An 11,697-nucleotide genomic window follows, 5' to 3' on the forward strand; every position below is an offset into this window, starting at 1 on the left:
CCGGTGGGTCAGTTCTGCGTGGACATCAACATGCTAGCCTCAACGCTTATGCCGTGCGACTCGTCGCCGGCATCATCTCCATACTTCGGAATATGGAGATTTATTACGCCTTTCGGTCGCCCGTTGACGATCGGACTCCGCTTCGATTCAACCACACCGTGCAGCGCGATCGGATGCTTGACTGTTTGAAGCAACACTGCCCGATACGCTTCCATGTACCGTTCCGCCTCGAAGTAGAACGATGACCACGGCACCACGGTATTCCCCTCGAATACCAGATCCAGGTACTCCGCGATGTTCTGGTCATCGTCGCACGCGGCTCGAAGCAGTAGCACGTTCTTTGCGGAATTGATGTAGGCGGGCAACTTTCCAGACTTGCGCTGATAAACCGCTCCGCCTCCACGAGCCGCACCGGCCGGTGACGATGTGGCGGGCTTTCCCGCCGCCGATAGCGCCTCAGCAATCATCATCAAACGGAGACGATACTTCCCCTCTTGCAACGCCTCGATCAGCCCTTCCGATGGCGTGACGACCTTCTTGATTTTTCCTTCGATTGCATGGGGGCAACTATCGGCGTGTTCATGCTCTTTCAGGAGACGAAAATACGCATCGACCTTGATACTCTTGTTGTGCCGCTCACACGTATATGCGCTCTGGAAAGTGACTCCTGCGGAACAATTCAGGCACCGCAACGGCTCGACGCCCTTGCCTTTCGAGTAAGTCTCCGCCTCCCATTCTTGACCACGCGCATCAAGCGCCGTCGCCATCCTGATACGCATCGCACCTCCACGTCACCCCGAACATATTGAACGCCGATAGTCGGCGTTGCGCCCGCAACAAGTTGACTGCGGTCGACATTAGAGCGCTCTATGAACATCAAGTTCGCTTCAAACAAATTCCTACCGCAGCGACTTGCTAGCGCTCGTATGGGCGAATAACCTTCCCGTCGTCAGTGTCCATTCCTTCGGCGTCGGCTTGACTCGAATCATCTGGCCGTCATCCTTCGCGACGCAGGGACAACAATCGTCCTACCCGATGATGAGAGCGGCCTATGAACGAGACTTCACCCCAAATTTCCGCTGCGACTCTGTACCGAAAGGCGCACGTGCTTACTCTCGCAAATGTCGGGACAGCATTGGCTACACCGTTCAACTCAAATTTCCAGAGCGTCCTTTTTTCGCATGAAAGCCGGCGATGATGATCTGAAAGCAGCAATGCCGCACTCTGCAACGTTCTATCGAGTTGTGGAGTGCAATAAGATCAACTCCAATCCACCTCCTCCGTAAGCGGCTCGCAACTACGTCCCACGCGGAATCTTTTTACATTAGAATATCATCCTCTTTCCATTCAACATTCAATCGATAGATCAGATGACAACGAGTGCAGAACTGGACGCCAAGGTCGAGGAGCTCGAACGGCAGTTGGAAGAAGCGCGAAAAGCCGCGGAGGCTCAGCGCAGGCAGGAGAGAAGTGCAATCGTCGCCCAACTCAACGAGCTTATCGCGAAGCATGGCATTGCGCCGACCGAGCTAACATTTGCCCGCTCTGGCAAGGTGAGTAAAGCATCAGCATCCAAAGCATCAAAAGGCACACCCGGCAAGCCAAAATATCGGCACCCCGATACAGACGCGACGTGGACGGGTCATGGCAAGCCACCTGGCTGGATCCCCGCGGATAAAGAAGCTCGAAAGCAATACCTCATCGAGCAATAATTGGCGGAAGGGCGCAACGTAGCGCCCTCCGCATCGGCGCAGTCCCCGGTTATTGTAGCTCGACCCTGTTGATTGCCATTCTCTTCCTCCCCTTCGGAATCGCCTCTATCTTTGGTGGATGACTCGGCCAAAACGTCCGGTGTGAATCCGGCTTCGCCATCTTCCCGTAGAAGTCTGCCTTCGCAATGTAAGGCACTACAGTCTCTCTCAGCACTTTCAGCTTCTCATGCTCGCCACGTCTAATCGAACCAATCCCTCTTTTTTGATAGGTTCGTTGATTACAGTTGCAAGCCCCGCCTTTTCCCTTCGTGATCTCCGATTTCCAGTAGTTGCAGATCATCTCTGTGATACCAACGTCCTTGCGAACGACGTTGCCATTGAGGATCACGATAACGTGGAAGTGATGCTGCTTGTCGAGACCGAACTCCATCTTGATTGCGAATGCCAGTCCTTTGCACGCTCCCGCTGGCAGGCGATTCTTCAAATGCCGTTTAAGGAAGCGACGGAGCGCCACTCTATGCTCCCGCATCTCCTCGTATGAAACTGCCTGCTCACCAGCCAAGGTACGATCACAATAGAATTGACTGTACCCGAGATCGAATCTTAGTACGAGGAGGTGGTGGTTGACACTCAGGCAGGCGTCAATCAAAGATAGAAGGCGTTCTTCATTCTCCCTGGGCTGCCTCTGAATTCTGAGCAACCAATTCTGAAATGCTTCATCGCCCCCCTCTTGTCGAATTCGCTCTATCGCCTGATTCGAATACTTGACGAATAACTCAAGCACATCGTCGGAGAAAAAATCCCTATCTCCAAAAGGCAACCATTCCGACCTTGCCGCAGTAGCGAGTGGCATTGAGTCATTGGCCAGGGGCACATCGCGCATGACTGCGTCGTAGAAGATACCGAAATAGCGATTGAACCTCCCAATGTCAGGATACCTGTCGATGATACGCTCCAGGTCCATTTGAAGGCATCTGAGAAAGCATTCTCCACCACTCGTCGCCTCGACGACCTTTGTGTTCGGCCTTCTCGGATGAATCGCTGCAACTGGTATCAGCCTCAATAGCGACCGCTTGGTTATCAGAAGTCTTTTCACGACGCTCGTGATATAGCTCACGTCGCTCGCTATCGAGGTCTCGTTGGCTATCCGAGTAGCAACCACGTCGCCATCTTGCTCCGCGAACATCAGAGCCTCATAGGGCTCCATTGACCACACATCCTCGTCGCCGTATTCATTATCCACCATCCCATCCTTAATCATCGCTCTTCCCTCAATACCTGATTCATTTTCAGACCAATTTGCCACACTGACGAGAGACGCGCGGATACTGACCGGCTTACTCGTCGTATCATGGACAGGGTCAGTATTTTTTTACGGTAACTTGAACGGTCGATGGGAACGACATAGGGGCACTCCCAGGAGGGGTGCCCGGCACGCGGGTAGGGATGATTCCCGAAGAAAGGCTATAGGGAAAGAAGATAGCAGGATCCCTCCTCTATTGACGGAGGATCGAAGAAGAGAAGCAGCGATGGATATAGGCCAACACGGATATGCAATAGTCTCTGACGCCAGCTTGCCATTGGCCATTAACTTTACGGACTAACAACGATTGATCCGCAATAGAGAGTCAGCAGAGACAGCCGGAGTACATGCGTGGATTGACCGGAATACCCGGAACCATTGGTTTCGAAGCACTATTCAACGTCGCCAAGTTAGCGTTTTGCACCGAACGTGGATGCAGGCGTTCCGCCACCGACCTAGTCAAGGGTTGAAGGGATAGCTCACCGTACGACTAAGTGAGTCCGCCCAGCTGTGTTTGTCAAACAATATCTACCCGTCGTCCGTCAAAAAAACCGCCTTTTCCGCTCGAAAAGGCGAAAAAGGCGATATTTTCACATGCGCGCATCTTATTTTTTTATTTTGGGCCGAAAAGTTCAGCGCACGTGTCATGGTCTTGCCATGCCTTCCTCAGGGATGGCCCACCCAACCGTCCCACGGGCCACCCGACCATTAGAGGTCGAAATGAAATGCGTATTTTTTCCCGCCTCCGCGCCAATCCTTGAAGGTGTATTTGATCTCGACAGACTTCGGCTCCTGCTTTCCCGCCCCGGCCTGTCGAGCATTCTTTTCCCTAATCGCAATGTTTCCACGCCCCTCCAGCCACTTGACGACTTGATCAAATTTCTCCGTCTTCTTCAAGCCGTAACGCGGACAACGCGCACGCAGCTCGTGATAAGGAATTCGGCAATTCGTGTGATCTAGGCCTATTCCCAAAGGCTCCCGAAGCTGCCCGCCGTTCTTCTCATCCAGCATCTGCTTCAATCGCTTGAGAACATAGCGCGCCATCTCGCGCATTGCCACTTCAGGATTGAACACCCTCTTGAATTCGTTCAGATACCACTCCACCACCCTGATCGCCGAAGTCACCGTCGCCTCGGGTATTTCCCTTTCGGCTGCATCGTCGGGCCTGCTCGCGCTGTCCGGCTTCCCGCGCTCGAAGAAATGAAATAGCGCAGCAAGACGCGCGACGTGCTCACCATAGCGGTTGACGAACTCCCGCTCATAGACCAGCTTCCCATCATCTGCCGTCGCCCGTTCCATCTCGTTGAAATCCTTCTCCCATGCCTGTTGCGCCGTCTGCGAGAAATAGAGCGTTTTCCGCCCCCGAGAACGCAGAGCGATGTCGGAATGGCCGTGAGAAAGAAGTGCGCGAACGCGGTTGTTGAACAACTCGGTCCACTCAGTCAATCTTGGCACCGAAGTATCAACCGTCCTTTTTCCGTATGGTGTGTCTGGCCTCGAAAGTAGAACGCGCGACATGAAGCCGATCCCCTTCGCCAATTCCCCCTTCCGCTCGAGGAAGCGGTCAAATACGATCGGCTGCACCATTAGCGACATAGTGAGACGCGGGTCTTCGATAAAGAAGCTTTCCCGGGCAGTACGTCCGACAACATCGATAGCCTTGCCTTCCCAAAGTTTGTCGAGACTCGACATGTCTGATTCGCCACGGGCATTCAGGATACCAGCGGCTTCATCTGAAAACAGACCGGCAGATGGCCAGTTCTCAGCCAGGCTTTGCTCCAGCTGACGAATCGGGATCTTGGAATAGAGCACTCGCTGCAGGCGAGGCTCACGGTATCCAGATTCTTCCCGGCGGAGCTCTGCAAGCCTATGCTCAACTTCTTCGAGTTCTGCCTTGGCGCCCTCGACTGTATTGTTGTCATCCTTCTGCCCGCGAATGGTCAGCGTGCGTATCTGCCGCCGCCACGCGCGAGAATCCTTCTCCAGTTCCGCGATAGTTCGCCGCCTCTCCTTCGATAGATACGCCCCCTCTTCAATTCGTGCAGTGTATTCGGCGCGTTTCTCCCTGTCGTAGACTTCGATGGCGGATGTTACGGTGCCGTCTGCCCGCGACTTTCGCGCCCCAGTATCTGTAACAGACAACATATAGAGCGAGCACACCGATTTCTCGCCAATGCCACGATCTATCCAGATCAGGTCCTGACATGAGAGAGATACGGCCGATATGACGGCCTGTACGGCAATCGGCACAGCAACCTTATCGTTCCTGCAAATCTCGATAACGGCACCTCGAATGGTCTCTGGCAGTACCTGCCATGGAAACGTCTCATCTTCGGGTTCGAATTCGGGAAACTTGGCCCGGCTCCGGCGTTCGACCGGCTCTTGCCCGTTCGCCGCTGCCGGAGAAGAAGCACTATCCACCAGTTCCACGTCGTCAAGTTCACTTGCAACCGCCGCAGAAGCAGGCGGTGCAGACTCAGCAGTGTATTCTTCCCTATATCCGGGGCAATCGTTTTCGTTATTCATGTGCTATTAGAAGTTAGCTGTGTATGAACAGCAGCGCTTGCAGGTCAATGCTTAACTTGCACCCCACAATACTCCGTGCTCTCTCGAGTGTCCTCTCGAAACGCACGGCGACCATTAACTCAGGGAGCTTTCCGCTTTTCCACACCGTTCGCAGACCAGTATTCTTCCAATACTGGTGCTCCGTTGGTCACCTTATACACAGCTGTCTAGATCTACTCACTACGCCATTTGTCTTTATCCGTGCTTGCAGGGGACGGCACTCTTGTAGCTAGCACAGCCTTAATATCCGCCGCTGGCCAACGGAGTAAGCGGCTTTCCGGCAACTTGAGTGCACGGATTCCACAATAGTGCCCGAGCTTGTGACGGGCTTTAAGGATGGTGTTCGGCTGAACCCCCATCACCGCAGCAAATTCCTCTGTCGACAGGTAGTCGCGGTTCTCGGGCATCTTCATTGGAGACCGTGGACCAGCGCTCTTCGCCCTCGTCCCTTTCCCGCTCTTCAACGCTGACGGCGCCATCGACTCGTCGCCGGCGACAATTGGATCGGCCATTACACCAGCGGATACGCCCAGAAGTGAGCGGCTATTAGGTACGACAGACGAGACTCCGGGTAGCGGCACTACCAGGGAATTCGGGATTTGCTGGTCCAGAAGAAAATCGACGAGTTCGTCGGGATCGAAACCGATGAGCCGTATGCGAGGCAAGGTCGGCAGGTCGAGAAAACGCGCTGGTTCCTGTGCCGGCTCCGCCCATCTCGATCCAGCGAGGCGGGCATGCCTGCGCTGCGCTTCTTCAGCTGCGCGCACCCACTTCGCCATATCTGCAAGCAACGTCAGTCCCTCGTTGCAAGCCGCCGCGCTTTGCCAGTACATATCTCCGTTGCCCAACGTCACATCAAACCAGCGTAGACGTTGGCCATTCGCTGTATTCGCGATGGCTGCTCCGAGTCGTTCAGCGGCCCGGGACGTTTGATAGAGTCGCCTCTTCGACGCGGTCTCGAATCTGTTTTCGAAGGCACCCGCGTCGTCATCGAACCCGGCACAGTGCGCCCTCGAGTCGAGATTGATGTCATCGACGGCAATGCTGTTCGCGACAACACCGATTACATCACTCAGTGAAATGAAGTTGCGGAAGAGAGACATTCATGCACCTCTTGTCCGCAACTCGACGGCATAAAACCGCCATCCGGCAGCAATGCTTTCTTGTTGCAACATCCTGTTGGCCATAACCCGTGTCGCGCGGTAGTTGTCGGTGCCATCGGCTGTCGCCGTGACGACCCAATTCTATCGCGACGTGCGCTGATGACCGACGATGCTCAGTGCAGGCAACACCTACAGGCATTCAATCCGCATCGACCTAGATACCAGTATCCGGCTGTTCCAGCATCCACACTCGGTCTATACGAAGCGAATCGCGCGGCCCGCGCCAATAGTGCTTCTGGGCGATCGCAGATAGTTTGTGCCCCCCCCAATCTGCGCGACGACACTGAGAAGGCCGCTCCCGGCTCCGGCCACATAGTGGACGTCGCTGAACCGAGTGAACGACTGAGATCGGAATGGATCGAGATAGACCAGAAATGCCTACACGACACCTACACGAAAATGCAAGAGCCTGCATATCCGCGCCAACACACCACTTAACTTATTGATTTCATTGGCCCGCCCTACACGATTCGAACGTGTGACCTACGGCTTAGAAGGCCGTTGCTCTATCCAACTGAGCTAAGGGCGGTCGAGAGAAAAGACACGGCGACACAAACACAACCCAGGCCGCATGCAACGCACAGGCGCTTCGAGCCATACCAGAACCACCCACTCGAAGCCCCGAAACGAAACGGGCCCGGCATGAAGCCGAGCCCGAAATTATACCCGATCATCGCGACACATCACGCCAGACCGGTGCAGCAACCATCAAACCGGCTGCGGATGGAACATGAACCAGCCGAGACAGAACACCCCCGCGATCGCGCAATACATGCCGAACGACGCCAGCCGCCCGCGCCCTTCGAAATAGCGCATCAGGAAACGCACGCTCAGGTAGGCCGCAACCGCCGTCAGCACGCCGCCGAGCAGCGCGTCGGCAAGCTGGTCGCGTGCATGAAACAGCTTCGGCAGCTCGAGCACGCCCGCAGCGAAAATGATCGGCGTGCCGAGCAGGAACGAGAATTCCGCCGCCTTCTCCGCGGTCAGCCCCGCCGCGTTGCCGGCGATCATCGTCAGGCCGCTGCGCGAAAAACCCGGAATCAGCGCGCCCACCTGCGCAAGCCCCACGAAAAACGCCTGCTTGAACGTCAGCTTCTCGGGCGCCTGATGCGCGCGACTGCGCTGGATGCGATCGCCGATCCACAGCAGCGCGCCGTTGACGATCAGCGCGATCGCGACGATCCGCAGATCGTGAAACACGCGCTCGATGCGCTTCTCGAGCAGCAGGCCGACGAGCCCCGTCGGAATCGTGCCGATGATGAGCGCCCACATCAGGTGCCCCTCATCGTTCTTGCGCCCGCCGAGCGACGCGAAGAAGCCGCGGATCAGCTCGATCCAGCGCGTACGGAAATACCACAGCAGCGCCAGCGCGGTGCCGAGGTGCAGCGCGACGAGAAACGGCAGCAACTGCGGCGCGTGCTTGTCGATATGCATGCCGAACAACGCCGGCACGAGCAACGTATGGCCGAGACTGCTGACGGGAAAGAGTTCGGTCACGCCCTGCAGGACGCTCAGGAATGCCAGAAACGAGAGACTCACGCGTCGGTCCTCTAAAAACAGATCAAAAGCGGAAAGGAATTCCGGACGACGCGGTGGGCCGCCCGGAAGCGCGGCCCCGATTATGCCGAGCACACATTACTGCGCCAAGGCATTTGGCAGGATATTGCTGCGATGCATACAAACGCTTGCAATTCGTAAGCAATCAGAAAGCAAAAAGCCCGCCATCTGAATGGCGGGCTGACGAAATTCGGCAGATTTTGCCGTCAGCGGCCGAGCTGGTAGAAAAACAGCACCGTGCTGCCGGTGAACATCCCAAACAGGGCGATACCCATTGCCATTGCCAGATCCATGGCCCCTCCTCGAAGTGTCATGACCCGGCAACATGACCGGTGCAGGCCATTATCCGGACGCTTGACGCATTGCAAAGCTCGCAATTTCCCCAGAAGGGTTTTCCCCGACGCCCGCGCGGCCGATAATGGAGCGCGCCGCCGTGCGGCAGCCCGTCTTCCAACCCCGTCCACTCCCGATTCTCCATGCCGATCTTCCAGCAACACGAGATTCACGAACTCCACGCCGGCAACTCGCTCGTCCGGATCGCCCCGCAATTCGGCGGACGGCTGCTGTCGTGGCACGTCGACGGCGAACCCGTCATCTTCTGGCCGGACACCGCGGACTGGAGCCAGCTCGCGCGCGTGCGCGGCGGCAATCCGCTGCTGTTCCCGTTTCTCGGCCGGCACCGCGTCGACGGCGAACTCGGCCGCTGGCGCGACGCGTCGGGCGTGGTCCGCGACCTGCCGATGCACGGCTTCGCGCGTGACCTGCCGTTCGCGGCGCAGCCGTCCGCCGACGGCACGGCGCTCGCGATGACGCTCGACGCGAACGACGCGCTCAAGGCGGGCTACCCGTTCGACTTCCGTTTCGAAGCGACCTACCGCCTCGTCGATTCGCACACGCTCGACGTCGCGCTGACGACGACCAACCGCGGCGACGCGCCGCTGCCGTACTACGCGGGCCATCACTTCTACTTCGCGCTGCCGCACGCGGAGCGCGCCCAGACGACGCTCGAACTGCCGCCGACGCAACGCCGCATGCAACTGGCCGACGGCTCGATCAGCGCGGCGGAGCCGGGCCAATCGTCCTACAGCCTCGGAGATCCGGAGATCCTCGACCGCTTCCACTGCCTCGACGGCGCGCCGTCCGTCCCCGTGCGGATCGTGATGCCGGGCCGCCGCCGCACGATCGAGATCGCGCTCGACGTGCCGGGCTCGATCCCGTGGTACGCGGTCACGACCTGGACGGAGAAGCCGGAATCGGACTTCTACTGTGTCGAGCCGTGGCTCGGCCTGCCCGACGCCATCCACAACGGGCTCGGGCTGCGCATGCTCGCGCCCGGCGCGACCGAAACGGCCACGCTGCGCATTCGCGTGCTGCCGCACGCCGGCTGACATCGCCGGCGCCGGGCCGGCCATGCCGGCCGACTACGGCCAGAAACTGCGGCGGGCCGATCGAACCCGTTAAAATCTGACGTTTTGTGTCACCTGCCGCGCCCGCGCGCGGCAGGGTTTTGCGAGGTTCAATGTTCGGAACAACCACGAAGCGATTCATCGCGGCGTCGTTCGCCGCCCTGCTCGCCGCCTGCGGCTCCGCGCCGGTCGGCCCCGGGTTCTACCGCGTCGAGCGCGGCGACACGCTCTACAAGATCGCGCGCGACAACCGCCAGTCGGTGCAAAGCATCGCGCGCTGGAACCAGATCTCGAACCCGGATGCGATCGAAGTCGGCCAGGTGTTGCGCGTCGCGCCGCCGCCCGGCACGACGACCGCGACAACGTCGTCGGCGAGCGTCGGCACCGGCAGCGCGGGACGCAGCCGCCCGGCGCCGTCCGCACCGGTCCAATCGCCCGTGAAGCCGGCCACCAGCATCGCGCTGATCTGGCCGGCCGCCGGCAACGTGGTGCGCACCTTCGACGGCGCGAAGTCCAAGGGAATCGACATCGCCAACTCGGCGGGCACGGCGGTGAACGCGGCGGCGCCGGGTGTCGTCGTCTACGCGGGGAACGGGCTGCGCGGCTACGGCAACCTGATCATCCTCAAGCACAACGCGGATTACCTGACCGCGTACGCGCACAATCGCGCACTGCTCGTGAAGGAAGGCCAGTCGGTGACGCAAGGGCAGACGATCGCCGAGATGGGCAACACCGACAGCGATCGCGTCGCGCTGCATTTCGAACTGCGCTACGGCGGCCGTTCGATCGACCCCGCACGCTACCTGCCCGCGCGCTGAACGCGCGGGCCGCCGACGGACGACATGAGATGCCGGCATGCATCGCATGTCGTCGCGAGGGCAATCCGAAAGGTTGTGTCAGCGCTTGCGCAGACGACCGATGAAACGGCCGGACAACGGATCGACACGGCTCGCAAACATCACCAGCGCCCCGATTCCGATCAGGCTGAACCCCGCAGCTATCAGAAGCATATCCTTGGTCACATCACTGTTTTGTCGTGATCTTATGCGTCATTGAGAAATCGTGCACTGAACTGCCCCGTCGCACGAGTCCGAACATTCCCTATCCACAGTCGCCATTGTGGTTTCGGTCGCGTGAATCAATGATGTAAGCGCGCCGACGGTTGCTTCGGCAGACCTCGACGCGACCCGCGATACCGCGTGCAGCCGACCGCCCAAAAAGGCCGCTCAGCCACTTCAGCACGAGGGTTCCAGCCGCGCCGCGATTGCCGCGTGAGCGACGGCGGACGGCTCGCGCCGACTCAACAAACATCCCACGGCAACGTGACACGCACCGCGCTCGGCGAACTGAGGAAGGTTTCTAACCGTCGCGCGAACGGCTCCGTGCGCGCCGTGCGCTTCGTCGGCCGCGACGACGAAGCAATCGCGACCGGCGGTTACCGCATCGGCCCGCGGTCATGGTCGGCGTGCCCCAGGGCGGGACAGCTACCGACATCGTGAAGGCGTTCATCGCGCCGCCGAACCCCGGCGATGTTGGCGACGACACGCTCGCGCATCCCTCGCCATGCAACGCACGCCAGCAGCACGGCCGTGCCGCGACGGCCAGCCGGTCGCCCGATAGCCCGGATGGTTTATAGTGGCGCCACGCAGCCTTTCTCCCGAACACCGATGTCCTCCGAACACGAATCCGCTGCGGGCGCATCGCATAGCCCGCTCTACGTCAAACTCCTCGGCGAAACCGCGAAGATCGACTGGTGCGATCTGGAGCGTTTCTTCGCGCAGGGCAAGCTGCTTGCCGTCGCCCGCGATCTCGATCTCGTGAGCGTCGCCGAGGCGATCGCCAGCGACGACAAGGAACAGGTCACCCGCTGGCTCGCCGCCGGCCACGTCGCCCGCATGGAGGCGGACACCGCGCAGGACTACGCGGCGCGCAATCCGGAACTGTGGGCGGTCGTCGTCTCGCCGTGGATCTGCGTGCAGGAACGCGCCTGA

General features: G+C 58.9%; 11 protein-coding genes and 1 tRNA gene. 4 read left to right on the forward strand and 8 right to left on the reverse strand.

Going from position 1 to position 11,697, the window contains the following annotated elements; translation table 11 throughout:
- Positions 1-8 precede the first annotated feature (8 nt).
- Positions 9-779 carry a hypothetical protein gene (locus tag WJ35_RS05400; RefSeq protein WP_069238858.1) on the reverse strand — a complete coding sequence of 257 codons (771 nt, stop codon included), beginning with the start codon at positions 777-779 and terminating at the stop codon, positions 9-11.
- A 591-nt stretch (positions 780-1,370) separates the two neighbouring features.
- On the opposite strand from WJ35_RS05400, the gene WJ35_RS29600 reads away from it, so the two are divergent.
- Entirely contained in the window at positions 1,371-1,712 is a 342-nt protein-coding gene (locus tag WJ35_RS29600; protein ID WP_080484248.1) for an H-NS histone family protein, read from the forward strand.
- A 49-nt stretch (positions 1,713-1,761) separates the two neighbouring features.
- Here the strand turns inward: WJ35_RS29600 and WJ35_RS05410 are convergent, their stop codons facing one another.
- The 6 genes from WJ35_RS05410 to WJ35_RS31755 form a co-directional block, all read right to left on the reverse strand.
- Positions 1,762-2,973 (reverse strand): inovirus-type Gp2 protein, encoded by a 1,212-nt coding sequence (locus WJ35_RS05410; protein WP_069238860.1) that lies wholly within the window; start codon positions 2,971-2,973, stop codon positions 1,762-1,764.
- Positions 2,974-3,723: 750 nt separating this feature from the next.
- A complete protein-coding gene (locus WJ35_RS05415) occupies positions 3,724-5,541 on the reverse strand; it encodes a YfjI family protein (protein ID WP_080484249.1) in 1,818 nt (605 codons plus the stop codon).
- Positions 5,542-5,753: 212 nt separating this feature from the next.
- On the reverse strand, positions 5,754-6,683 hold the full coding sequence (locus tag WJ35_RS31055) for a hypothetical protein (protein WP_155121868.1): 930 nt from the start codon (positions 6,681-6,683) through the stop codon (positions 5,754-5,756).
- 512 nt (positions 6,684-7,195) lie between these two features.
- Positions 7,196-7,272, reverse strand: a tRNA-Arg gene (locus WJ35_RS05420).
- A gap of 179 nt (positions 7,273-7,451) precedes the next feature.
- The gene (locus WJ35_RS05425) at positions 7,452-8,282 is read right to left on the reverse strand and encodes an undecaprenyl-diphosphate phosphatase (protein WP_060231046.1); all 831 of its coding nucleotides are present in this window, start codon (positions 8,280-8,282) and stop codon (positions 7,452-7,454) included.
- Between the two features lie 224 nt (positions 8,283-8,506).
- The gene (locus WJ35_RS31755) at positions 8,507-8,614 is read right to left on the reverse strand and encodes a UDP pyrophosphate phosphatase (RefSeq protein WP_190972317.1); all 108 of its coding nucleotides are present in this window, start codon (positions 8,612-8,614) and stop codon (positions 8,507-8,509) included.
- 162 nt (positions 8,615-8,776) lie between these two features.
- On the opposite strand from WJ35_RS31755, the gene WJ35_RS05430 reads away from it, so the two are divergent.
- Entirely contained in the window at positions 8,777-9,688 is a 912-nt protein-coding gene (locus WJ35_RS05430; RefSeq protein WP_069238862.1) for an aldose epimerase, read from the forward strand.
- 131 nt (positions 9,689-9,819) lie between these two features.
- A complete protein-coding gene (locus tag WJ35_RS05435; protein ID WP_069238863.1) occupies positions 9,820-10,524 on the forward strand; it encodes a peptidoglycan DD-metalloendopeptidase family protein in 705 nt (234 codons plus the stop codon).
- Positions 10,525-10,602: 78 nt separating this feature from the next.
- On the opposite strand, the gene WJ35_RS32510 is transcribed toward WJ35_RS05435, so the two are convergent.
- Positions 10,603-10,728, reverse strand: coding sequence for a hypothetical protein (locus WJ35_RS32510; protein WP_257785822.1), 126 nt, complete (start codon positions 10,726-10,728; stop codon positions 10,603-10,605).
- Between the two features lie 645 nt (positions 10,729-11,373).
- On the opposite strand from WJ35_RS32510, the gene WJ35_RS05440 reads away from it, so the two are divergent.
- A complete protein-coding gene (locus WJ35_RS05440) occupies positions 11,374-11,697 on the forward strand; it encodes a DUF2288 domain-containing protein (RefSeq protein ID WP_059491409.1) in 324 nt (107 codons plus the stop codon).

It is taken from the genome of Burkholderia ubonensis, from assembly GCF_001718695.1.
Classification (GTDB): Bacteria; Pseudomonadota; Gammaproteobacteria; order Burkholderiales; family Burkholderiaceae; genus Burkholderia; species Burkholderia ubonensis_B.

Excerpts from the sequence above, each read along its gene's own strand:
- WJ35_RS05400 (WP_069238858.1), bottom strand. The coding sequence starts at position 779 with ATGCGTATCAGGATGGCGACGGCGCTTGATGCGCGTGGTCAAGAATGG.
- WJ35_RS29600 (WP_080484248.1), top strand. The coding sequence starts at position 1,371 with ATGACAACGAGTGCAGAACTGGACGCCAAGGTCGAGGAGCTCGAACGG.
- WJ35_RS05410 (WP_069238860.1), bottom strand. The coding sequence starts at position 2,973 with ATGATTAAGGATGGGATGGTGGATAATGAATACGGCGACGAGGATGTG.
- WJ35_RS05415 (WP_080484249.1), bottom strand. The coding sequence starts at position 5,541 with ATGAATAACGAAAACGATTGCCCCGGATATAGGGAAGAATACACTGCT.
- WJ35_RS31055 (WP_155121868.1), bottom strand. The coding sequence starts at position 6,683 with ATGTCTCTCTTCCGCAACTTCATTTCACTGAGTGATGTAATCGGTGTT.
- WJ35_RS31755 (WP_190972317.1), bottom strand. The coding sequence starts at position 8,614 with ATGACACTTCGAGGAGGGGCCATGGATCTGGCAATGGCAATGGGTATC.
- WJ35_RS05430 (WP_069238862.1), top strand. The coding sequence starts at position 8,777 with ATGCCGATCTTCCAGCAACACGAGATTCACGAACTCCACGCCGGCAAC.
- WJ35_RS05435 (WP_069238863.1), top strand. The coding sequence starts at position 9,820 with ATGTTCGGAACAACCACGAAGCGATTCATCGCGGCGTCGTTCGCCGCC.
- WJ35_RS05440 (WP_059491409.1), top strand. The coding sequence starts at position 11,374 with ATGTCCTCCGAACACGAATCCGCTGCGGGCGCATCGCATAGCCCGCTC.